This is a genomic window from Bifidobacterium oedipodis (assembly GCF_012932425.1).
In the GTDB taxonomy this organism is placed as follows: domain Bacteria; phylum Actinomycetota; class Actinomycetes; order Actinomycetales; family Bifidobacteriaceae; genus Bifidobacterium; species Bifidobacterium oedipodis.
Map to the genome: position 1 here is coordinate 23549 of NZ_JAAIII010000004.1, position 23798 is coordinate 47346.

Annotated in this window: 23 protein-coding genes and 1 tRNA gene; all 24 read right to left on the reverse strand. The window is 58.0% G+C overall.

Features of this window, described 5'->3' with window-relative positions; translation table 11 throughout:
• Positions 1–74 precede the first annotated feature (74 nt).
• Positions 75–998 (reverse strand): succinate--CoA ligase subunit alpha, encoded by a 924-nt coding sequence (gene sucD / locus G1C95_RS06995; protein WP_205832752.1) that lies wholly within the window; start codon positions 996–998, stop codon positions 75–77.
• Positions 998–2200 (reverse strand): ADP-forming succinate--CoA ligase subunit beta, encoded by a 1203-nt coding sequence (gene sucC / locus G1C95_RS07000; protein ID WP_169172256.1) that lies wholly within the window; start codon positions 2198–2200, stop codon positions 998–1000. The genes sucD and sucC overlap by 1 nt, the downstream gene beginning before the upstream one ends.
• Before the next feature lie 94 nt (positions 2201–2294).
• On the reverse strand, positions 2295–2876 hold the full coding sequence (locus tag G1C95_RS07005) for an adenine phosphoribosyltransferase (protein WP_169172257.1): 582 nt from the start codon (positions 2874–2876) through the stop codon (positions 2295–2297).
• A 50-nt stretch (positions 2877–2926) separates the two neighbouring features.
• Positions 2927–3367: a preprotein translocase subunit YajC gene (locus G1C95_RS07010; protein ID WP_169172258.1), complete on the reverse strand. Its 441-nt coding sequence runs from the start codon at positions 3365–3367 to the stop codon at positions 2927–2929.
• Between the two features lie 53 nt (positions 3368–3420).
• Complete coding sequence (gene ruvB / locus G1C95_RS07015) at positions 3421–4434, reverse strand: Holliday junction branch migration DNA helicase RuvB (protein ID WP_205832773.1); 1014 nt, start codon at positions 4432–4434, stop codon at positions 3421–3423.
• Positions 4435–4589: 155 nt separating this feature from the next.
• Positions 4590–5216, reverse strand: a complete 627-nt coding sequence (gene ruvA, locus G1C95_RS07020; protein ID WP_169172260.1) for a Holliday junction branch migration protein RuvA — start codon at positions 5214–5216, stop codon at positions 4590–4592.
• A 196-nt stretch (positions 5217–5412) separates the two neighbouring features.
• Positions 5413–6000, reverse strand: coding sequence for a crossover junction endodeoxyribonuclease RuvC (ruvC, locus tag G1C95_RS07025; RefSeq protein WP_169172261.1), 588 nt, complete (start codon positions 5998–6000; stop codon positions 5413–5415).
• 6 nt (positions 6001–6006) lie between these two features.
• Complete coding sequence (locus G1C95_RS07030; protein ID WP_169172262.1) at positions 6007–6762, reverse strand: YebC/PmpR family DNA-binding transcriptional regulator; 756 nt, start codon at positions 6760–6762, stop codon at positions 6007–6009.
• Between the two features lie 193 nt (positions 6763–6955).
• Positions 6956–7549 carry an HIT family protein gene (locus G1C95_RS07035; RefSeq protein WP_169172263.1) on the reverse strand — a complete coding sequence of 198 codons (594 nt, stop codon included), beginning with the start codon at positions 7547–7549 and terminating at the stop codon, positions 6956–6958.
• Positions 7550–7561: 12 nt separating this feature from the next.
• Positions 7562–9595 (reverse strand): threonine--tRNA ligase, encoded by a 2034-nt coding sequence (gene thrS, locus G1C95_RS07040; RefSeq protein ID WP_169172264.1) that lies wholly within the window; start codon positions 9593–9595, stop codon positions 7562–7564.
• A 102-nt stretch (positions 9596–9697) separates the two neighbouring features.
• Positions 9698–11437 carry a type 2 periplasmic-binding domain-containing protein gene (locus G1C95_RS07045; RefSeq protein ID WP_169172265.1) on the reverse strand — a complete coding sequence of 580 codons (1740 nt, stop codon included), beginning with the start codon at positions 11435–11437 and terminating at the stop codon, positions 9698–9700.
• A gap of 15 nt (positions 11438–11452) precedes the next feature.
• Positions 11453–12199, reverse strand: a complete 747-nt coding sequence (locus G1C95_RS07050) for a hypothetical protein (RefSeq protein WP_169172266.1) — start codon at positions 12197–12199, stop codon at positions 11453–11455.
• Between the two features lie 116 nt (positions 12200–12315).
• Positions 12316–13473: a hypothetical protein gene (locus tag G1C95_RS07055; protein WP_169172267.1), complete on the reverse strand. Its 1158-nt coding sequence runs from the start codon at positions 13471–13473 to the stop codon at positions 12316–12318.
• Positions 13470–14117 carry an ABC transporter ATP-binding protein gene (locus G1C95_RS07060; protein WP_169172268.1) on the reverse strand — a complete coding sequence of 216 codons (648 nt, stop codon included), beginning with the start codon at positions 14115–14117 and terminating at the stop codon, positions 13470–13472. Before G1C95_RS07060 ends, G1C95_RS07055 begins: the two co-directional genes overlap by 4 nt.
• Positions 14102–15178, reverse strand: coding sequence for a peptidoglycan-binding protein (locus G1C95_RS07065; RefSeq protein ID WP_169172269.1), 1077 nt, complete (start codon positions 15176–15178; stop codon positions 14102–14104). The genes G1C95_RS07060 and G1C95_RS07065 overlap by 16 nt, the downstream gene beginning before the upstream one ends.
• An 18-nt stretch (positions 15179–15196) precedes the next feature.
• Positions 15197–15886, reverse strand: coding sequence for a hypothetical protein (locus tag G1C95_RS07070; RefSeq protein ID WP_169172270.1), 690 nt, complete (start codon positions 15884–15886; stop codon positions 15197–15199).
• A gap of 216 nt (positions 15887–16102) precedes the next feature.
• Positions 16103–17344, reverse strand: a complete 1242-nt coding sequence (locus G1C95_RS07075; RefSeq protein WP_169172271.1) for an MFS transporter — start codon at positions 17342–17344, stop codon at positions 16103–16105.
• The gene (locus G1C95_RS07080) at positions 17341–18015 is read right to left on the reverse strand and encodes a response regulator transcription factor (protein WP_169172272.1); all 675 of its coding nucleotides are present in this window, start codon (positions 18013–18015) and stop codon (positions 17341–17343) included. The genes G1C95_RS07075 and G1C95_RS07080 overlap by 4 nt, the downstream gene beginning before the upstream one ends.
• Before the next feature lie 32 nt (positions 18016–18047).
• The gene (locus G1C95_RS07085) at positions 18048–18698 is read right to left on the reverse strand and encodes a hypothetical protein (protein WP_169172273.1); all 651 of its coding nucleotides are present in this window, start codon (positions 18696–18698) and stop codon (positions 18048–18050) included.
• A 214-nt stretch (positions 18699–18912) separates the two neighbouring features.
• Positions 18913–18988: transfer RNA gene (locus G1C95_RS07090), tRNA-Gly, on the reverse strand.
• A gap of 205 nt (positions 18989–19193) precedes the next feature.
• Positions 19194–20345: a hypothetical protein gene (locus tag G1C95_RS07095; protein WP_169172274.1), complete on the reverse strand. Its 1152-nt coding sequence runs from the start codon at positions 20343–20345 to the stop codon at positions 19194–19196.
• Positions 20346–20637: 292 nt separating this feature from the next.
• Complete coding sequence (locus G1C95_RS07100) at positions 20638–22011, reverse strand: FtsK/SpoIIIE domain-containing protein (RefSeq protein ID WP_169172275.1); 1374 nt, start codon at positions 22009–22011, stop codon at positions 20638–20640.
• A 74-nt stretch (positions 22012–22085) separates the two neighbouring features.
• Positions 22086–22400, reverse strand: a complete 315-nt coding sequence (locus G1C95_RS07105) for a hypothetical protein (RefSeq protein ID WP_169172276.1) — start codon at positions 22398–22400, stop codon at positions 22086–22088.
• A 189-nt stretch (positions 22401–22589) separates the two neighbouring features.
• On the reverse strand, positions 22590–23657 hold the full coding sequence (locus G1C95_RS07110) for a hypothetical protein (RefSeq protein WP_169172277.1): 1068 nt from the start codon (positions 23655–23657) through the stop codon (positions 22590–22592).
• Between the last annotated feature and the right edge of the window lie 141 nt (positions 23658–23798).

The following is a 23798-nucleotide window of genomic DNA, read 5'->3' on the forward strand; positions in this document are numbered from 1 at the left end:
ACGAGGGCTGCTAGCGCTCCTCGTATCCATTGGCGAATCATAATGCTCATATGGCGTTGGCGTCTCGCAACGTATCAGGCGATATGGGCTTTGGCGAGCACGTCGCGCATGATGGCAGCAGCTTGGCCCGGGGTACGTCCCACGGGGATGCCTGCGGCCTCCAGCGCGTTCTTCTTATCTTGTGCGGTTCCCTTGCCACCGGAAACGATGGCACCGGCATGGCCCATCTGCTTGCCTTCGGGAGCGGTGAAACCGGCGATATAGGCCACAACAGGCTTGGTCATGTGCTCCTTGGCCCATGCTGCAGCGTCTTGTTCGGCGAATCCGCCGATTTCGCCGATCATCATTACGGCTTTGGTATTGGGATCGGCTTCGAAGGCTTCCAGCGCTTCCAGCAGCGTGGTGCCGACGATAGGATCGCCGCCTGCACCCAGGCATGCGGTGAAGCCGATATCAGACAATTCGCCCATAAGCTGGTAAGTGAGCGTGCCGGACTTGGAAACCAGACCGAGCGGACCGCGCCCAACGATGCCGTCGGGGATGATGCCGAGGTTCACGCCGGGCTTGTTAGGCTGGCTACCCAAGGTGATCAGTCCCGGGCAGTTCGGGCCGATGATACGAACGCCCTTGGCAAGGGCGAGTTCCACAAAGTAGGCGGAATCGGCCACGGGAATGCCTTCAGTGATGACCACAATCAGTTCGATGCCGGCTTCGATGGCTTCGACCACAGCATCTTTGGCGAAACGCGGCGGCACGAATACCACCGATGCCTTGGCGCCAGTGGCTTCACGGGCCTCGCCGCAGGTGGCGAACACCGGTATCTCAGCATCGGCACCATTGTTGGCACCTTCGAAGGTAACGGTGGTGCCGGCCTTGCGCGGGTTGACGCCGCCGACGATATTAGTGCCGGCTTTCAGCATGCGAGCGGTATGCGTCATGCCCTGATGGCCGGTCATGCCCTGGACAATAACGGGTGCGCCATCTTCGATGAACAGCATCAGCGAACCTCCTCTTTGCCGGCTGCCTTGGCAGCGAGTTCGGCGGCCCTTGCGGCCGCGCCCTCCATGGTTTCAGACACATGAATGGTCGGATTATTAGCCGTTGCGAGAATGCGCAGGCCTTCCGCCGCAGCGTTGCCGTCAAAACGCACGACAATCGGCTTGGCGTTGTTGAGCTGTGCGCTGGCCTCGAGAATGCCGTTGGCCACTTCCACACAAGAGGTGATGCCGCCGTACACGTTGATGAACACGGATTCGACCTGCGGGTCGGAAAGCACGATTTCCAAGCTTTCGGCCATTACTGCCGCGGATGCGCCGCCGCCAATGTCCAGGAAGTTGGCGGGCTTGATGTTAGTGCCTTGCTCCTCGCCGGCACCAGATACGGCGTCCAGCGAGCTCATGACCAGGCCTGCGCCGTTGCCGATCACACCGACTTCGCCGTGCAGGTGCACGTAGTGCAGCCCGTGTTCACGGGCGCGCTGCTCGAATGGGTCGGAAACAATGGGATCTTCAAAACGCTTCCAACCGTCATGGCGGAAGGCGGCGTTGTCGTCGAGGGAGATCTTGGCGTCAAGCGCGCTCAACTGCTTGCTGGATTCGTCATCGGGGTCGCCGATTTTAGCCAACGGGTTGATCTCCACCAGTGTGGCATCGTTGTCTTTGAAGCAACGCCACATCTTAAGCAGAATCTGCGCGGCCTGCTCGGTGTCGGCATGGTAGAAACCGATGCTTTCGGCCATCTGCGTGGCCGCTTCCAGATCAAAGTCATCAAGGGCGTTGATGTGCAATCGCTTGACGGATTCGGGATGTTCCTTGGCGATGGTTTCGACCTCGGTGCCGCCGTTGGCGGTGGCGAGCACGTCATAATCGCGTGAGGTACGGTCTACGGAAATCGACACGTAGTATTCGTGCAGGATGTTCTTGGCCTCAGCCACGAGCACACCGGACACTTTGTGGCCGTGAATGGTCATCGGCAGAATCGATTCGGCTTTGAGCACGGCCTCGTCACGGTTATGCGCGATTTTGACGCCGCCGGCTTGGCCACGGTGACCGATTTTTACCTGAGCCTTGATTACACACGGGTATCCAATGCGATCCGCCGCTTCGGCGACTTCATGGGAGTTCTGGGCGAAAATAGCGCCCGGGGTGGGAATGCCCTGCTCGTCGAGCAGCTCCCTTGCCTGGTGTTCGTAAAGATCCATGAATCCTTCCCTGCTATTAGTGAGTCCGGCATGTAACAGTACACGTTACATGCCGGACTGCGATCAACGATTGTCCCTATATGAGACGGCAGTCTCAGGCGGGCATGGTGACCAGAATGCTTGTGGGGGCTTCCCCCAACTTGTCGGTGCCGTTAAGACCGTCAAGCCCCATAACAAAGCTGAAGCCTGCCACCGTGCCTCCGGCCTTTACGATAAGATCAGCCGCTGCCTTGGCGGACCCGCCGGTAGCGATCAAATCGTCCACGATCAGCACGCGTTCGCCCTCGCTGACCGCGCCGACTTCGATTTCGACTTTCGCGGTGCCGTACTCCAGTTGGTATTCCTCGCCGATGGTTGCGGTGGGCAATTTGCCAGCCTTGCGCACTGCGATAAAACCTTTACCCAAGCGAGCGGCCAGGGCAGGACCGAATAGGAAGCCACGGGCTTCGAGACCGGCGATGGAATCAAATTCGTCGGCCGGAACCGGCAGAGAGGCAATAAGAGCGTCCAGCAGAATGCGAAGTCCACGTGCATCGTTGAGTACGGGGATGAAATCCCTGAACAGGATGCCTTTTTTAGGAACGTCGGGAATCGTGCCGATCAGGGGAACCAGATAGTTGGCGTCTTCAGCCCCCACTCGAGCCAAATCACGAATGGTGATGTCGTTTGATGTCATGCTAAGCCTCTTGCCAGTGCATTGGAATGGAATATAGAGTCGTGTGCGAACTACTTGGTCGCGGAATCCTTGGTATCCGTGGCTTCGTCAACCGGGGTCACGTCGGCGTTGTTGTTGGCGAGAGAAGCCTCAATTGCAACCTGGGCGGGCTCGTCATCAGCGGTGGCGTCAGCATCGGATTCGGCGGCCTCGGCCTGCTGTGCCTCATATTCCTCATCGGACACATAGGCCGGACGCACGTATTCACGGGCAATGGCGTTGAAGCCAAAGCGCAGCTTGGAGCCTTCAGAATCGATAACGATCTCTTCGTACTGCTCATCGACCTCGACGACCTTGCCAATCACCTGGCCGATGGTGATGACCTCAGTGCCGGGCTTCAGATTGCGACGGAAGTCCTGCTTCTCGGCCTGCTGCTGCTTGGCCTTCCTGGACTGCCACCACATCATTCCGCCGAACACCACAAGAATCAGAATCAGGGACATATATTCCATGGGGTTCAGAACTCCTTACATGAGAAACAGGAACTAATGCAACCTTCAGCAGTCTAAAAGAGCTTGCTGACATCATCCTTGGAATCATTGGGAACAATGCCTAAGTGACGCCATGCCTTATCTGTGGCCACACGCCCCTTGGGCGTGCGCATCAGGAAGCCTTCGCGCACCAGATACGGCTCGCACACCGTTTCCACGGTTTCGCTTTCCTCCCCCACCATGGCCGACAGATTGTTCAGTCCCACCGGGCCGCCGTTGAAGTTGCGCACAATGGCGTTCAGCACCGCAATGTCGAGACGGTCGAGGCCTTCGGAATCAATCTGATACAAGGCCAACGCCTCTTTGACATCATTGGGATGCACGGTCACCAGATCGTGCACAATGGCCCAATCACGCACGCGGCGCAGCAGACGGTTGGCGATACGTGGCGTGCCTCGCGAACGCAACGCCATCTCTTGCGCCGAGCCCTCACCGAGGTTCACGCCGAGCACGTTGGCGGAGCGTTCGATAAGCTTTTCCAACTCCTCGTGCGGATAGAAGTCCAAATGCGCGGTGAAGCCGAAGCGGGCGCGCAACGGGCTGGGCAGCATGCCCTCGCGCGTGGTGGCACCGATCACCGTGAAACGCGGCAGGGTGAGCGGAATCGAACTGGCACCAGGTCCTTTGCCCACCATCACGTCCACGCGGAAATCCTCCATGGCGATATACAGCAGTTCTTCGGCTGCCCTGGGCAGACGATGGATTTCGTCGATGAACAATACCTCACCGGTGTCCAGTGAGCTCAGAATCGAAGCCAAATCGCCGGCATGCTGGATAGCCGGGCCTGAGGTGACACGAATCGGCACCTCAAGTTCGTTGGCCACAATCATCGCCAAAGTAGTTTTGCCTAGACCTGGAGGACCTGCGAGCAGGATATGATCAGGCGGCACATCGCGCTTACGCGCGGCATCGAGAAACAGCTGAAGCTGTGCTTTGAGCGTAGGCTGCCCGATGAAGCCATCCAACACATGGGGGCGCAGCTCTTCGTCGCTCACCGGTTCGTTGCCGATGGGCTGCGAGGAAACCATGCGCAACGACTCCTCGTTGGCACCGGTGTTCGACTGTCCGTAGTTCGGGCTTTCCCTCACGCCTATCCCTCCATCCGTTCGGTTGCGACGCCTGTTATCTCGCGACGAATTATCTTACAAGTTGCGCTTGGCATAGCCAGTCTTTTCCGCTTGTTTCAGCGGCCTCTGTCCATCAGGGTGAGCGCGAAACGCAGCACACGCGGCACATCCTCGCTGGACAGTGGTGTGGCTATCTCGTTCTCACGGCAGGCTTCATCAACAGCCTGTTGTGCGTCCTGCTGCCGCCATCCAAGGTTCATCAGGCCTTCGATTACCTGTTCCATGCCCGTATCCACAGGGGCGACGCTTGTGGCTTTCACCGTTTCGCTTTGCTCAATCTGGCTTAAATCGATTGAGCCTTTGAGTTCAAGGATGATTTTCTGTGCGCCCTTCTTGCCTAAACCTGGTGCTTTGGCCAGCGCTGCGGCATCGTTATCGGCGATGGCGTGTGCCAGCTGATTCGGCGTCAATGTGGATAGCAATGATTGGGCCACCTTCGGTCCAATACCGGAAACCTTGATAAGTTGCAGAAACGTTTTTTTGGCTTCACGGTCAAGGAAGCCGTGCAGTGTGATGGCATCCTGCGACACGTTCATATATGTGTAGACGCGGACATCCTGACCGACATGCATGCGCCCGAGATCGGCGGCTGACATACGCACCTCATACCCTACTGCTCCCGCATCGATCAGCGCGGCATCGGCTTCGACCGATTCCACGCGCCCAGTCAGCATTCCTATCATGGCACACTCCTTCGAACAACTGTTCGAAGTATATCATATTGGATGGGTCGGGGTGTATGAGATGCTGCGGGGTTTGGCATCAGTTAGTTCCAAGATTGGAACTGGATTGATTTAAACATGCAAAGCACTGGCTACAGTTTTGTTATAAGGATAGCTCCGCCGGGCGAAAGCCCACTGGGCTTTCGCTTGTTCCGGCTCACATTCCTCTGTCTGCACTGATGCGACGGCGGTGGGCGGAACGCTGTGCGGCTTCGGCCCACTGACGTTGCGCTGTGGTTAGATGCTGTTCGCGCTCCCCGCCCTGCAGCGCGCCTGCTGGGCGCAACGCATGGCATATCGCCAAGGCAAGCGCATCGGCGGCATCAGCTGGTGTAGGCATTTTCGTAAGGTTCAGCATGCGCGTCACCATGCGTTCGATCTGCACCTTCTGTGCATGGCCGTTGCCAGTAATCGCCAATTTGGCTTCGGTCGGCGTGTGCAATGCCACGGGAATGCCACGCTGCGCAGCGGCAAGCATCGCCATGCCGGCCGCTTGTGCGGTGCCGAGCACAGTGTTGCGATTGTCTTGTGCGAACACTCGTTCGATGGATACGGTGTCGGGGGCGAATCGTTCGATTTTCTCCACCAGACCGTTGTAGATGGCCAACAGTCGCAGATCCTGCGACAAGTCGGGCGAGGAACGCACCACATCGACGTGAATAAACGAAAGCCGGCGATGCACGCCGGCTTCGATCACGCCAACCCCGCAGCGCGTAAGCCCGGGATCGACGCCAAGGATAATCACTGCAGATTACTCCTCGTCCAGCTGGGCCATCACCTCGTCGGAGGCGGTCCAGTTGGAGTAGATGTTCTGCACATCGTCCAGATCATCGAGGTTGTCGATGAGCTTGGAGACCTTGCGGGCATCTTCGAGGCTCAATTCGACCTCGTTCTTCGGCTGCATGACCTGGTCGGCGGAATCGTAATCCACGCCGGCATCCTGCAGGGCCTTGCGCACGGTGAACAGGTCGGACGGGCCGGTGATGACGGTGTACACTTCACCATCGTCGGTCACATCTTCGGCACCGGCCTCAGCAGCCTTCTCGAACAGGTCGTCGAAATCAACGCCTTCGGACGGCACAACGATCTGGCCCTTGCGCTCGAAGTTGAAGGACACAGAACCGGAGGTGGCCAGAGAGCCATTGCCCTTGGTCAGGGTGGAACGCACTTCGGCAGCCGCACGGTTGCGGTTATCGGTCAAGCATTCGATGATCAGGCCGACGCCGGCAGGAGCATAGCCCTCGTAGACGATGTCCTCATAGTTGGCGGCACCGTCTTCAGCACCGGAGCCACGCTTGACGGCGCGGGCGATGTTGTCGGCCGGCATAGAGGCCTTCTTAGCCTTGTAGATGGCGTCGTACAGGGACGGATTGCCGTCCGGATCGCCACCACCAAGACGGGCGGCGATTTCGATGTTCTTGATAAGCTTGGCGAAGAGCTTGCCGCGCTTGGCGTCGATGGCGGCCTTCTTGTGCTTGGTGGTCGCCCACTTGGAATGACCTGACATAATGCTCCTAGCGAATATGAATCGGATAAGTCAAACGGGATGATTGTAGGCCGCATTTACGACAAAACGGCCAATGATGCTCCCTGAGTGAGACGCATTGTTCGCTCGCGCGGCACCAAAACCATGGAAACCGGACGAGCGAACAATGAGAGGAACCGTCTGCTCGTATTAAGCAGACAGTAATACGTCTCGCTCAGTTGTGCGAGGGAAGATTGAACGCCGGCGCAAGTTCGGCGAAGCACTGCGCATAGGCAGCACGCTGATCGGACAACAGAATCGGCATGGTGCGCGTCTGTGCGACGATCGGCATGAAATTCGCGTCGCCGTTCCAGCGCGGCACCACATGCTGGTGCAGGTGTGCGGCGACTCCGGCACCAGCAACCTCGCCTTGGTTGATGCCGATGTTGTAACCGTCGGGGTGCGAGACCTTTTCCATCACCTTCATGGCCAGCGTGGTGGCCTTTTCGAATTCGAACAGTTCCGCATCGTCCAATTCGGTGATGAACCCCACATGGCGGTATGGGCAGATCATAAGATGCCCCACGTTGTAGGGATATAGGTTCATGATGGCGAACACGTGCGTGCCGCGCCATGCGATCAAGCCATCCTCATCGGACTTTTTCGGGCCTGTGCAGAACGGGCATTCCTTGGTTTTCGGCTTTGTCGGCCGATCCTCGCTGTTGCGCAGCACATAGGTCATGCGCTGCGGCGTCCACAGTCGTTCAACGGTGTCCTCCTGAGGAGGGAACTCCCCCGGATCGTCGACACGCACGCGTTCGTCAGTCATGATTTCGTCTTCCTACTCGGCGGTGGCGGCGTTGAAGTCGTCGGCGGAGTTGACCTGTACGCGCTTGGCGATCACCTTGAGGATCTTGGCGCGAGCCTCGTCCACCGGCATGCCATTGAGCTGGCTGCCATCGCGGAAGCGGAAGCTCACCGCATTGTTGGTCATGTCCTCGTCGCCCACGATGAGGATGAACGGCGCCTTGGACTTGGAGGCGTTGCGAATCTTCTTGCCGAAGCGGTCGGCGGAGTAGTCCACTTCGCAGCGCACCATCTCGTCCTCAAGGGACTTGATGAAGCCGGCCAGATGCGGCACGACCTCGTCGGTCACCGGCACACCAAGCACCTGCACGGGGGCAAGCCACGCTGGGAACGCACCCGCATAGTGCTCAAGCAGCACGGCGAAGAAGCGCTCGATGGAGCCGAACAGGGCGCGGTGAATCATCACCGGGCGCTGGTGCGTGCCATCGGCGGCGATGTATTCGAGCTGGAAACGCTCGGGCAGGTTGAAGTCAAGCTGAATGGTCGAGACCTGCCAAGTGCGGCCGATGGCGTCGCGGGCCTGCACGGAGATCTTCGGGCCGTAGAACGCGGCACCGCCCGGATCGGCCACGAGGTCGAGGTGCGATGCCTCGGCGACCTCACGCAGCGTGTTGGTAGCTTCCTCCCAGATTTCGTCGCTGCCGACGTACTTGTGCTCATCCTTGGTAGACAGCTCCAGGTAGAAGTCGGTCAGACCGAAATCCTTCAGCAGGTTCAGCACGAAGGTCAGCAGGTTGGTCAGCTCGTCCTTCATCTGCTCGCGGGTGCAGTAGATGTGCGAATCGTCCTGAGTCAAACCACGCACACGGGTCAGACCGTGAACCTCACCACTCTTTTCGTAGCGGTACACGGTGCCGAACTCGAACAGGCGCAGCGGCAGCTCACGATAGGAGCGCTGACGTGCCTTGAAGATCAGGTTGTGCATCGGGCAGTTCATGGGCTTCAGGTAGTAGTCCGCGCCCGGCTTGGTAATGTTGCCTTCGGCGTCGCGCTCCTCATCGAGGTGCATCGGCGGATACATGCCGTCCTTGTACCAGTGCAGGTGGCCGGAGGTTTCGTACAGGCCGCCCTTGGTGATGTGCGGGGTCTGCACGAAGCTGTAGTGGTGCTTGCGATGCATTTCGCGAGAATAGTCTTCCATCGCGTTGATCACCGCGGCACCCTTCGGGTGGAACACGGCCAGGCCCGGACCGATCTCATCCGGGAAGGAGAACAGATCCATCGCAGCGCCAAGCTTGCGGTGGTCGCGCTTGGCGGCCTCTTCCAGTCGGGTCTGATAGGTCTTCAGATCGTCCTTGGTGAAGAACGCCACACCGTAGATGCGCTGCAGCATCGGGTTCTTCTCGCTGCCACGCCAGTAGGCTGCGGCGGAACGTTCGATCTTGAACGCCTTGATGTAGCGAGTGTTCGGCAGGTGCGGACCGCGGCACAAATCCTTCCATACCACGTTGCCGTCACGGTCGACGTTGTCGTAGAAGCTCAGTTCCTTCTCGTCGATTTCGGTGGCGGCCTCAGGGTCGAGATGTGCTTCCTTGTCCTTGATGAGTTCGATCTTGAAGGGCTGGTCGGCTTCTTCGGCCAGTGCCTCCTCTTCGCTCACCACGCGACGGCGGAACGACTGGGAAGACTTGATGATGCGCTGCATGCGCTTCTCAATCTCCTTGAGATCCTCCGGGGTGAAAGGCTTGTCCACTTCGAAGTCGTAGTAGAAGCCGTCCTTGATGACCGGGCCGACGCCCAGCTTGGCGTTCGGATAAATCTCCTGCACGGCCTGGGCCATGACGTGCGTGGCCGAGTGACGCATGATGTTCAGACCGTCCTCGGAGTCGAGCGTCACAGGCTCGACGGTGTCACCGTCGCTCAACGGGGTGTACAGATCGCGCAGTTCGCCGTTAAGGCGCACGGCGATGATGTTCTTGTCATCCGCGAACAGCTCAGTGCCGGTGGTGGTTGCTTCCACCTCCTTCACTTCGCCGTTGACCGTAATGGAGATGGGGCTTGCAGCCATGATAATGTCCTATCTTTCGGGGTCCGCGTTACTAAAGTACAGACCTGGACTGGTTAATCAACAGTGGACACGATAGGAGCGCGGGAAGACAATCGACGACCATTATCGTAGCGTTTGATCGCGCTTCATATACTGGTCATATTCTTTCTGCCAGTCGCGTGCATTATCGGCGCGGCCATAATCCTCATTCATTGATTGCACATAGGCGTTCCATGAGGCATCACGGTCAAAGCCAGCTGACGCATTGCACACCTGTTCGGCCAGCCATTCGTCCGTGGGGCTACCAATGCCGGTTCCGCCGATCTGTGGCGCATACATGCCCATCGGCAATACGCCGTTTGATCCCATACGACGGTAGATTTCCCGATACGGTTTGTCGGCTGCCAGGTAGCGTTCTCGGGGTTTGTCTCCGGTGATGATGGTGCCGGGCCGAATCCATCCGACAAACGAACGCCCGTAGCCCGACGGGTAGGTTCCGTCACCCTGCACGTTCACCGTGGTGTGACCGTTCGAATGGGAGATTTCGATGTGATCTTCCCCATAGAACTGGGCGAACGAAATTGTCTCGTCGAATAGCGCGTCCACCGCTTGCAACGCATCGTCCCTGTGCCAGCTGTCTGCCCGCACCGATACTCCCGTAAGGTTGAAACGTGTGCGACCGCTTCGATCCCAGACCGGTTGGATGCCATCATGTTCGGCAGGAACGGGGAAAGATTCATACTGATCTGCATTGTCTCCAAACGCTGACGTATCAAAAGCAAATGCCACACCCACCAGCGGCGTCGCCGAGGCCAGCTGGGACTCGTATTCGGCGAAAGTCGTGCCGACAAACGTAGCGGAAACATCAGGAACAGGATTAGTTGCGTCCGTCTTCCCCTGCGCAGCATTGGCCATCGCCTCGTTATATCGTTTCAGCGCATAGGATCTTGCGAAGGACTCCTTGGGCACCAAGCCTTCGGATGCAAGATCGGCGAGATAATTGCCCACCCGCCGCATGGCATCGGATGTGGCAACGTCTTGTATGGCTGCATGCTCGACGACAAACAGATTCTGGCCGGCCTGCTCATTGAGTTGTGTGGTCATGCCGGTGGAATTGAGCAGCAATTGCCATCCATCATTGCTGAATGTGGCAGTGCTCTCGCGAGAGTTGTCTTCCGTGGGCCTGATGGCGAACGGAATCTCGTCATGCCCACCATTGCCATTCGGGTCGCCGTCTCGAAAAGCTGTCAGCACGTCCTTAAGCTGCGCCCAAGTGGTAGGGACGCTCAAGCCTAATCGATTCAGCCATGTTCGGTTGATGAACATATGCACGGTGGAACCGTCATAATCCTCACCGGCATCCCCTGGAATGGAAAGAATCGATCCATCAGCCTGCTGCGCAGTTTCGAATGCTTGGGGAACCTCCTGAAAGTATCGAGTCACGTTGGGCATACGTTTGAGATATTTGCGCAGATTCAGATAATCGTCGGACTGTCCGCGAGCGATGGCGTCACGTCCAGTCACCGGAGCGAACGAGACGAATACATCCGGCTGCGCCAAATCCTTCAGTTCGGGATCCGAATTGTACGGGGTATACATGCCATATACATGTTGTGCTTCTATGCTGTTCGGCGTTACGTCCCGCCAGATAATGTCGCAATCGCAGGCGGCGGCCACGCGTTGTGCCCATTGAGTTGTTGCCACGGACTGCCGCCCATCCTCATGGGCGTAGGCGATCACCAGTGGTGAGGAATTCTGTTTCGCGCGGATAAGATACCATCCAATACCGCCTGCGACAACGGCCAGCGCACATATGACGCACAGAAGAATGCGCATGCCGCGCTTCGCCGACGCCCGAGTCATCGCAAACTCCTTTGCCTACCAGAGTTGTTCGGTTACGCTGTTGTCGCTGAACACGGTGATGTTGTTCGCCACCAAGCATTGCGAGACCTCCGGCGTGTAGATGTCAAGCTTCAGCTCATCCTTGGAAGCGGCTTCGTACAAGTCGAATCGCAGATCATCCATGCTGTAGTCCTTCGGTGCCGCTTCGTTGCGATGAAGGCAATCCAGCGCCGCCTCATACTGGTTCTTATATAGGTTCGGATTGCCGATCTGCATCTTGTACACGTCGGCGATCGATGAGTATGTGGTTGCACCACACGCAAGCATGTCCTGCCCATAACGGGCGTCCTGTTCTGCGGTTCCTGCGCGGTGCGACGCCTCCTTGTATATGCCGTTGGGCTCCTTGATCAGCACGATTTCCTTGTATCCGCGATCCGCCATGCACTGCTTGTAGTCGGCCCAGGCCGATTCGTAATCCGATACGGAAACTCTTCCCTGTTCCTTGGCCCGTTCAAGCACCTTCAGTATTCGCTGGGTGGCTTCACCGGAGGGATCGAACTCCTTCATCTGTTGACTTGACTCAAGTGTTCGCATGGATTGATCGATGTATTCGGATAGGGATGACGCCGCCTTTTCGCCAAGTCCATCATTCATCAGGCGCCCTACGTCATCGGACTGTGCGGTTGCACCGTCGTTCTTCGCAGCAGAAGCCTCTCCCCCGCATGCCGCCACCATCATCAGCAATGCAGCACATGTCACAACGGAAATAATGGATCTTGCCACCTTGTGGCGTGATCGCCTCGGAATTGATTGCCCCATTACCATCACAACCACCATCTCGCCCTCAATTCATGCGACCGACCCCATTGAAACCGCTTTTTAATTATACGACTCAACGATCACAGTCGGTTATGGATGAAACGGGTGATGGAGCCTCTGGCGAGTATGGTGCATCCCACCATAAGCAGCATTATTGAGGTCAATAGCGACGCTCCGATGAAGGCTGCTGCAAGCCACGGTTCGGTTAGAGGATTGCGATGAATCCACAGGGAGACCAGTATCATCCATCCGCATCCAGCGATATGGCCGGCCAGCAACGGCAGCATGTTGGCTACCGCAAACGTCAGTGCCGTGGGATTGGAGCCCGCGCCCACGCTGCGCAGCAGGGCGAATTCATGTCGCCGGAACAGCAAAGGTATGAACAACAGGGCCCAGCAGACCATGCCGGAGGCGGCCCATAGCCATCGGGTGTTGCGCGTGCGGAACCGTTCCAGCGGCGAGCGCGTGTTTGGATCGCGTTCCAGCAGGGTGCTGATCGATATGATGGTGCCGCTTCCATCGTCCAGTCCTGTGGCGATGAGTTCGCGTGCCGTGTGTTCGTCTACTCCGGGCGTGACTTCTGCCACGCACTCCCCCACCATGCCGATCGGGGCGTTTTGGCTCCAGATAAGCTGGCTGTCTGCGAAGCCTCGTGTCTGTGCGTCCAATGTATGCACGCGCACTATTTCGCCAAGCTGCTGTGGCTGGTCGCCGACCGTGATTTGCAGGCGCGTGCCGTCGGTGATGCCCAGTCGGTTTGCGAGCGCCGCGTCCATGATGATGTCGCCTATTGTTTCGTTGGTGGATTCGTCGCTATCGCCGATTGTGGTGGCTTGCATTAATGGTTGTGATGCGTCCAATATGGGTGTGGGGTTGCCTGTTACCGGCACGTAGGTGATGTGTTCGCCGGGTGCTTTCCGTACGGTCGCCGTTTGGTAGGCACCTATGCCCATCGCGGATTTAACGCCTTGTACGTTGTTGAGTTTTTGGCAGAGTGCGGCTGGGATCAGTCCGCTGCCGTTTTCGTCGCGGGCCTGTGCACGATACACGTATTGGCCTGCGGCTGTCAGTTGGGTTTCTTCGTCGAGCGCGTTCTGTCGTGCACCCGCTTCCAAGTATCCGCATGTTGCAGAGACCATGGCGATCAGGCAGACCGCTATTGCTGCGAAGCCTATGCGTGAGGCGAATGATCGCCATGCTTGGCGTATCACGGTGTGTATTGTCCATTGCGGCATCATGTTGGACTCCCCTCGGCGCGATGTTCGTCCGATAGTATGTGCCCGTCTTCGAGTGTGATGATGCGTTCGCATCGTTCGGCGACGTATCGGTCGTGGGTCACGATAATGATGCCGGTGCCTGCGTCGCGGGCGGCGATGAGTGCGTCCATGACCAGTGCGGTGGTGGTATGGTCGAGTTGCCCGGTTGGTTCGTCGGCCAATACCAGTTGTGGTTGTGCGGCCAATGCGCGGGCGATTTGCACACGTTGCTGTTGGCCGCCGGAGAGTGTGCTGACCCCGGTTTCGCCCAATCCGTGCAGTCCGACCGATTCGATTACCGTTTCAACCCGTGCATGTTGTTGTTTTGGGCTCCAACCGGTGGCGTATAGCGCGATGTCGATGTTGTGGCGCACGGTTTGTGCGTTCAGTAGTGTCGGTGTTTGGAACACCCATGTTGTTTCATGCGATGGTATCGAATTGTTGATTTGCCCGGATGTGGGTCGCAGTATGCCGCCGATTAGTTGCAGTAGTGTGGATTTGCCTGAGCCGGAGGGGCCCATCAGCGCCAGCATTTGCCCGTGTGGCACGGTGAAGCTCATGCCGTCGATTACCAGCGGCGTTTGCGGCCCGTATCGGAAAGTCACGTTGTCTAGTTCGATGGGCATTGCGCGTCTTTTCCGAGTATGTCCAATGGATTGGCAAGCACGTAGAAGTCGGACAGTGCGTCGTTTGCGGCCAGGTGGCTGACGCCCAGTGATCCGTTGCTGACGGTGACGGCGCGCGCACTGTAGTCGGTATCATCCGTACCGGTTTTGCCGAAGACGCAGGTGTCTGTTCCGTTCTGTCCGGTCAGTACTGATGATGTGGGCACGGCCAGCATGCGTACCGGCTGCTCGCGGCGTATTGTCACCGCGTAGCGTCGTGTATCGGATTGTGCGGAATCATCTTCGGATGCGGTCAAATGATCCAGCAGTCCGGCATTGATGTCGCTGTCTGCGACGATGGTGGCGATGTCGGCATTCTGTTGGCTGAGCACGTACCGTGTGGTGCCGTCAAAGGGGAATGCTCCGGTGGCAACGGTTAGTGCGATCGTATTGATGCTGCGGGCTGTGGCGAATACCGTCTCCCCTTGAGCGGGTGCCGTATGGTTCACCGCCAACGGCACGGTATCGACAGCCAGTCCCTCGCCGGGTATCCATACGAACCATGACGGATCGAAGCCGCCGCTTGGCTGTGCAATGCCCAGATCGCTTTCCAAGTTGCGTACCGCGGCGGCGGTGATCCAATCGTAGTTGGTGTCGGGCCAACCGGAGAAATATTCCAGTTGCTGCAGCAGGGTTTCCAATTGCAGTACGTCATCGCCTTGCATGCCTTCGTCAAGCGTGCGATAGAACGGCGAAGCGGTGGCCGCGGCCAAACGTGTCACACCGTTAATAGCCAGTAATGGGGTTCCCGTGCTCACGCTTGAGCCGGCCGCCACGTCCACGCGGGTGATGATGCCGGTCCAGTTCGGAGCGTTCACGGTAACCGCTGGATTGAAGGTTACTATGATCGTCGCTTCGGTGGCACCATCATCATCGATGGGATTGGGCTGTTGCAGCACTGCGGTAGGTTTCGGCGCCAAAGCCTGCGGATCATGCGCCTGCGCCCAGGAAAACACGCCGACCCCCACCGTCGGCAGCACTACTGCCAACGCGATCAGCAGTGCTGAAATCGCCCGTTTCATAATTCACCTCCCAGCCAATCAAGGCAGGCCATATGTTTTCACATCAGCCGAACCAAATTGATAGCATTTCGCGAATGTTCTGTTGGCCTCGTCGTCAAAGTCGTTATCCGTAAGCAGTTCGCTGAGATACTCCAAACCTGGGGTATCATCGAACTCCTGCGGAAGCATCTGCGCATATTCCGGCTGCGCGTTGACGAAGCAGGCATGAATCCCTTGTGCTTTCGCCGTATCAAGACGTTCCCAGTCAGCAGAAGCCATATAGGTTTCCTCGACGTGCTCGAAATACGAATCGCAGGTATCGACGACTTGCCCTATGGCTTGGCTTTGGCGTTCCATAAGGGCCTGCTCTTCTCTGGAATCCGTATCCTGAATCACCTGATACAGTTCATGGCGCGAGGAAAGACCATAGTTGCCTTGCCACCAAGGGTACTCGTCGAGATTATTGCCGTATTCGCCTGTAAGACCTCCTTGCGACAGGCACTGTGTGATTGCATCAAGAACCTGCTCCGCTTCCGCACGACTCACCGCATCATCGAGCAGCACGGCTGAGGCAAGTTGTTCGTATTGATTCCCGGAGACACTTTGTTCGGCATCGACAAAACGTTCCGACGGCCCCGCGCAAGAACACAACAGCATTGCAGTTGTGATTGCCAGCAAGCACGACACTGCGGCAGTGCGAGTCCGTATGAGCATCATCGACCGTTCCATAATGCACTTCCTTGCCCTGATGGTGTTGCGCTGCTCAACCACGAGCAGTAGCCGCCTCGTAAGGATGGCCCAGTTCCATTGTCGATGGGGAAACAGCGAGGATCACGCGCGGCCGTCACCGAAAGGACGACAGCGCAGCGACGGTGCAGCAGAAAAGAAAGCAGCTGGCGCACGGTGAATTAGTACGCGATGAACCCGATAGAACGATGCGAAACGTCAGTGGCGTGACGATATGTCTGCATTAGGGATGAAAGCGCTGAGCAGCCATTCGCCGTTTTCCGCGCGATAATCGAGTGTGCCGCCCACTCGCCGCAATTCCAGCGCATGACGCACCAAGCCGGTGCCGGAGTCGGGTAGGGACGAGGCCTGCTCACCGTGTTCGCGCATCGCGTTCGCTTCGGCGATGGTGATGCCCTCTTCGCTAACGCCAACGCGCAAGAAGTACGCATTGACACCAACGGGGCAATGGCGCATGAGATTGGCGTATATCTCCTCCAATATGGCGTATGCCGCGCGCAGTCTCGTGTCATCGGCGATATCGACGCCCGGGTCGATCACCACGCTGGTGCCGTCAATGCCCAAATCGGCGAGTTTGGCATCCTGTTCGCGCGTGATCGTCTCGAAGGACCGTAGCCCATTCGCTTCCGCCATGTCTGGCGTATCCCCGGCTTCCAGCAGCCCGATGACTTTGCGCACGCCGGAGAGCGCTTCGAGTGCATTCCGTTCGATATTGCGCCATACCGTGGCATCGTCCGCACTGGTTGGGTCCGTCGCGATTTGCCGTTGTGCCATCAATACGATATACGACAGGCTGCCGGTGAGCGAATCATGCACCCGTTTGGCAACGTGCTCGTTCTGTCGGCGGCGTGCCAGTTCGAACTCGGCTCGTTGCCGTTCCATCCGCGCCGTCTGCCCCTCGTTCGCCAACACTCGCCAATGCAGCGACCAACCCAGGAAGAACGCGGCTGTGGCGGCCAATGCGATCGGCAACAGCATGTCACCCAAACGGTAGATATCATGCCGATGCCACACCCAGCCGATACCTGTACCCACAAGAAACAAACCCCACCCAATGAACGGCAACCAGAAGGCACACTCTGCCCCTCGATAGGCGAGTACGCCGACTGCCAGGCACACGCCGCCAGCAAATGTGCCGACCTCATACGGAACCGAAGCCACCCATCCAGCACAGACGACGATCAGCGCACCTGCCGCCCATACCGGCTGGAATGGCAGCATAACCAGCGCAACAACGTATGCGCTCATCAGTGCTCCCAGCAGCGGATGATAGACAAGATTCATTGCCAGAGTGACGTCGACAAGCGCCACCGCCAGAGAGCATGCGCCGGCCGCCACGGTCAACGCCGTCAGCATCCAACGCATGCGCAGCAAACGGAGAGCGGTTGCGATTATCTTCCGCATGCTTTCGCCCATGCGTGCGATCAGTGTGCTTTTCATGCCATGATCCCCTCGTTCCATAAGGCCATCAATTCGCGTTTGTTGGATACGCCAAGTTTCCGGTAGGCGCGTTGTGCAAGGGTTTTCACCGTTGATTCAGAGCAACCAAGCTGGCTGGCCAGTTCGGCGAAGGTTCCCAGTGTTTCGCAGGTCAGTCGCACCACCGCCAACTCCTTGGCGCTAAGCGTGGCGATGGCTTGAGCCGCAGGTGATGCCTCGACACTGCCGTAAGCCTGTTCGGCGGTACGGAATCGGACGGCCATCGACCTGCCGTTACCATTCGACTTGTACGGCCAGACCGCACCGCTACCCACCGCCGCAACCGCCGCGGTGATCGTCATCGGATCATCTTTGTTGACGATGCCCTGGGCACCGGCGGCGGCCACCTGCATGGCATACACATCAAGGTTGTAGGAGGTGATTGCCAGAATCGGCACCTGCGGTGTGGCACTGCGTATCAGCCGGCACAACGTGATGCCGTTCATATCCGGCATCGACACGTCAGTGACCAGCACATCGGGCCTCGTGGCCTCCCCCGCGCATAGTTCAAGCGCCTCAAGCGCCGAACGAACCGCCCATGCCACCGTGCAGCTGGACATATCGGCCAATACCGATCGCAGTGCCGCCAAGGTGAACGGATCATTGTCCACCAACCCGATCTTGCGTGTCATGCTTCCGCCTGCTGCCTTGAACGCCATACAGGCTACGATACGCCGAACGTCACCAACGGCGTGGTGCCGTGCACCTGGCACTCCACGAACCGTTCATACTCAGCCTGTTCCTGCGCGTTTGCAGGATACGGCTTGATCTGACTGAGCATTATGTCCCGATCCTCATGCTCACGCCACTGCGAATCGATTCTGCGATATAAGGTCGGGGCGGCATTTGCCGTGCATAGCAGCACATCCTCGTACCGTTTCAATTCATATTCAGAGAGATCGGCATGCGCGAAAATCCAATCGTAAACGTCTTGATATGGAGCGTTGCACTGTGATTGGATCCTGCTGATGATACTGCCCTGTTGTTCGGCGAGCTTACGCGTTTCGTCATCCAATATGTCTGGCAATCGCTGAAAATCGGGATGCGTGGTGGAAAGCCCTATGGAACCGCCGAACATCCACGGGTATATATCCAGATTCACTGCGTATTCCCCTGCAAGCGACCGTTCCTCGTAGCATCGCACGATGTTTTCGATCGCCTGCTGTGTTTCCGAACGTGTAATCCGATCATCGGACAGCATGGTCTGGGCAATGTCTGCCATTCCAACCGCAGCGTCATCGGTAAACTCTTCCTGCTGCACAGCAATATTGCCGCAGCCGCACAACAACATGGCAGCGAGCATACAACTTGTCATGATCATGGGCAGCTTATATGGCTTTGCTTGGTTACGCATTCTTCGCCTCCCTGTGTCATGCGTGGCCCGAGCCGTCGGCGCATACGAATATCCGATAATTCAACGGTAAGGGAGGTTTATGCGCGTATGGGCCTGTCATGTAATCGAAAAGACCACGTGGGCTATTAAGGGGACGATAGAAACAAGAAAACCTCGCTTAACAGCGAGGTTTGAATGGAGCGGACAACGGGACTCGAACCCGCGGTCTCAACCTTGGCAAGGTTGCGCTTTACCAACTAAGCTATGTCCGCAAAGGATTCCGCCGTGAGAAGCGGATTCCAGTGGGCGATGTAGGAACCCATCCTGCATCTCACTTTTCCGCGAGATTCCAACGTTTCCGAGGACCCGTGTTATCTCGTGGCAACAAGATGGCATATTAGGGGAAACATCATGCGGGTGCAAGGCGCCGGCGTGTCGCGCTCTTGCGACACACCGGCGTCTTGCACCGCCATAGCATCAGAACTCATCTTCTTCTTCGTTATAGTCCGCAATCAAAAGGCCCGACGACGGCGCTACACCGACAATATCGACAATCGTATTTCCTTCCAGTTGCAGGCCGGCACCACGAGCCAAGGGCAGGAAAGTTTCAAGACCTTCGCCTGCGATCATCTTATCGAGATGGTGGGTGAGCAAATCGGGATCCAACGTGTCGGCCGGCACAATCATCGGCTTGCAGGAACCTATCAACTCAATCGCCTTGCCATGAGATTCCCATTTGTCACCAAGCGAAAGGTCATACAGGGAGCAGTCGGCCACAACGACGACCGTTGTCCATGCCGCCCAGGTGACTTTTGACAGCTCGCTGTGCACCTGGAGAGGCGCGCCGCTGACCGCGCGTGGCAACCAGTTCATGCACTGCCGAGGATCGGACACAAGAAGCGTTTCAGTACGATCGCTGATTCCAGGCTGCAATCCGGACCCGGACAGCCATTCCGACCACGAGCCCGGCTGCCAGCCATCGAGCCAGCGACGCACGGCGATCTCCAACTTAATGGTGTCATTGCCATAGACCCACAGTATCTGCACGTTGCGTGAGTGAGGCTTGCGGCGGTTCTTCAACGCGTAGATCTCCCTGATCCACGGAAGGCAAGCGGATGCATAGAGGCCGAGCTGATCGTCGCTCAACAAATCGTCGTAGCTCATGCCGCCCTCGATGGCGTTCCTCAGCATCTGGCGCTTCTTCTCGCTGTCGGTCGAGCGCATCTTCTGCCCCTCGGGCTTCCATCCTTGGAATTCTTCGGGTTTGTTGCCGTAGGGGCCGTCGATGCGCGTTTCGGATTTCGAACAGTAGGCGACGGCTTGCGCCACCGATCCGCGCCTGGCCTCAATGTGGGAACCGGCCGGCAAATATTTTTTCACGGCGGTGAAGTGCAGCGCATTCGCAGTCTGGAAGAAAAGCTGCCAGTGTTCGTACCCATTGGGGTTTTTCTCGGTGCTGGCACCGCCTTTCTCGTGGGACGCGATCCACGTCGCCTTTTTGTTCTGCATCAGGGCTGCAAGTTCGTCGAGACTGATCCGATCATAGGGGATGGTGACCAGCCAATCCCGGTGTCGTGGACTTTCGCTGGTGCTGGTGGTGTTCTTGGTGATTTTCTTTTTCGTTACCATGTCAGCCCCCTATGCGGGGACTGGCACAGACCTTTGTTTGTGTCATTCTCATGTGCCGACGAAAATGGCGAGATAACACCGGAAATGGGAGTTTTGACACATGGCACAGCAAAGTCCCGGGTAACACTACCCGGGACTTTGCCTGCAACAAGCCGATGCGGTTCGCGCATATTTCCTTCCTGCGGGGCGGCGTTCGCCACCCTTCGCAGAACACCCCATGCGTCAGCGGTTTACATGCCCGAAACATTCCGATTGAGACGCCGCCGGAAGCGGTACGAATGGCGGTATCAGGCTATTTGTCGGCTTGTTGTTGAACGCTGATCTGGGTTGGGTCGAAGTGATCGTAGTGGACAATCTCGAACGTGCTGCTGGGGGTACGCCACACGGCCATGCCCTTGTCCTCGAACCGCAGTAAGTCCGGTGTGGGGTTTCCCTCGGGGATGTCACCCAACGCGGCTTTGGCCGTTTCCGAAGAGATGGCGTAACCGCACGAGCGCAACACGCAGCTGTCACGGATCGCGGTAGGGAGAGCATCGGAGGTGGGCTTCTGCGTAATGATCAGCGTGCTCACACCGGCGCTCCGCCCACGTTTAACCAGATCCGTCACCAAGGCGTTGAATTCGGCAGCGTTGGTTTTGCCCTCCCTCGTGCCATCGGACGCACCCCACGCTTGGCACTCGTCGATGATCACGACCACGGCCCTCTCCCGGTCGGTGGGCCCATGACCCCAGAACGAACCGACTTGATTCTCCCACGCCAAGCGCCACTCCATTGTCGATTGCACATCCCGCAGAACCTCCAACGCTCGCCCGTAATCGCCGGCACGGCCGGCCACGAACCGGCTCTTTGGCAATCCGCCATCAGTAACGGCCCACGCCCAGTCCATGCCGCCCTTGCCATCGAGCACATATACGTCCACGAGATCGGGCACGGTGAGCAGTCCTGCGGCGATGAGGGTGCAGGCGCAGCTCTTGCCGGTGCCGGGCATGCCGGCCCAGACGCCACCGGAGATCTCCGCGAAATCGACCCATGCCTCGCCGTCCAAGGTGCGACCGACGTGTATCGAGATCCGCCCCGGTTCCGCCACAATCCGAGGTGGAGCCGTCAGCTCGCGCGGCGCACGCAACCGAGCCAGATCGGCACGACTGTGGAAACGAACCCTATAGGAATTCACGCCGTATTCGTCTGCCGAGTAATCGATTGCGTTCATCAGGGCCAGACCTTGCGCCGCCGAGCGGCGCAGGCTGGCCATATTAAAACCGACCACGGGCAGCACCTTGATGTCCAGCAGCCCCTTCTTGGGATAGAGGTACACGTGATAGTGTCGTTCATCGGCCTTATCGACCAGTTTGACGTCGCGAACGAATTTATTGCCAAGCATGCGCGCCCTACGACGACGGAACCGGATCACGTCACCGATCACCGGCAGCAAGCAACCCACGCGCCAGCCCCAGCCACGTTTGCGCACGGCCAGATAGGCCATAGTCAGGCCCGACAACAGCACCGGCACCAGCCAGCACAACAGAGTCCCGATGACATCGCTGACATGGGGTGAGATCATCGCCGTGAAAGCCGCGAGCCACATCAGCGTCACAGCGGGGATAAGCAGCACGCGCAACACCGCCAACAACACGGCAGCCACAATATCGTCATTAGTCTTTTTCATTATCGACTCCTTACAGGAAGAGGGGTGGGGCGCACCGTTACCGAATCGCACCCCACACCCGGTTTCTTGTCCGATTAGGCGGCCGTCACGCCCTCGGCTACGAGGAACACCCCGCTGGCCTTGGTAGTGTCGTTCTTCCACCAGTAGATAACCTTGAGATCGTCGAACAGCACCTCGGTGCCGGCGGGGATGGCGGGCTTGGCCTCGGAAACGACCTGAACGGTGACGCGGCCAGTCCACTCGCCGTCAGTGCGGGCGCACTCAACATCCCACTGAGGCACGCCATCGGGCGTCGTGCTCTGGACGCCCCGCTTCATCGAGGGCGAGGCGAAAATGATGTTGAGCCTACCGAAGCGGGTCTGATCAATAGGGAAAATGCGAGCAGCCATGATGGCGCTCCTTTCTGTTCGGCCGGCTTGCGGTTTGCTTCCGGCTTCACCCCTTGCTATGCAGAAACCACACAGCGGCAAAACAGGCCAAGGACAGAGCGATGATCGTCGATAATGATCAAGCAAAAAGAAAAGGCCCCCGATGCAATACGCACCGGAAGCCTATGATGAACGCTAACGATTTAGCGGCTAATTGTTCGCGCCGCGCCCGTAGGCGATGCCCTCGTCGCGCCAGCCGGCCCTGACCGCATTGTCCAATTCAGGCTTGCTCAACGTCCATAAGTGGTCGCTGGTGTGCGGGTTATAGGCGCGGTAGACCGTCTCGTCCGTGTCGCGGTAGCGGAAGGCCACGCCCTCGTCGCGCCATCCCATGCGCACCAGACCATCGCGCTCGCCCTTGCTGGCGGTCAGGTGATGACGACCCGAGAACTTGTTGTAGACGCGGTAGACCTGATAGCCCGTCGTGCCGTCCTTCGGCCAGGCGTAGAATGCGATGCCCTCGCCGCGCCATCCCTTCGGAACGATCGCCTTGTACTCATTGAGATCCATGGTGTAGAGGTGCTCGCCGTTATTCGGGTTGTAGAGGCGGTAGACCGGGCTGCGGCCCAGGCTGTCCTTGTCCGTCGACGGCCACTGGGGGTCGGAGGCGGAACGCACGGTGATCTTCGAGGCACCGTAGAAGTAGTAGTCGCCCACCCACAGCTTGTTGGCGTCGTAGAAGGAGATCTGCTGGGCGATGATGCGGGTCGACCAGTTGGCGGGTAGGTTGGTGATGACCACCTCGCCGGACACTCGGTACTCAGATTGGGACGGAATGAAGGAGAGAGCCTGGCCGTTTGCCGTGACCTTGAGGGAGGAGAGGCCGGTGGAGTCGGGGGTGGTGGGGTCGGCGTGCACCGCACGATACGTCATCTTATACGAGCCGTCTGGGCTAGTGACCGTGAGGGAGTTTCCGGTATCCGCCGCCACCATCTCCACGGTCCACCCCGAGGGGATCGGACCCATTCCCCAATGAATATCGGTGGTGCTCGTGTTGGCGGGCATTGTATAGGGGCCGGCGTTCCTGTAATCGAAATTATCGAAGTAGTGCTTTGTGTTCCACGAGGGATCTTCGACCAGGTTGACCCAATAACCGCGTACGTTTTTCAGATCCTCAATCGAGTAGGATGCCGCATGCGCAGCCGGTGCGAAGGCGACCATCATCACCAACGCGACTATGGCGCCTAAAACGCCCTTTCCAAACCTCTTTATCATCATCGTTGATTCCTTCCGCTCTAGTTAGTTTCCGCTGTCCTAAGATTTCGGAAGCTCCTTATCTCAGCTTCTATCACCCAAGACATGCGTCCGCATTTTATGACGGCAATAGGCTAGCAAAAATAACAATCAAGAACGATTTGT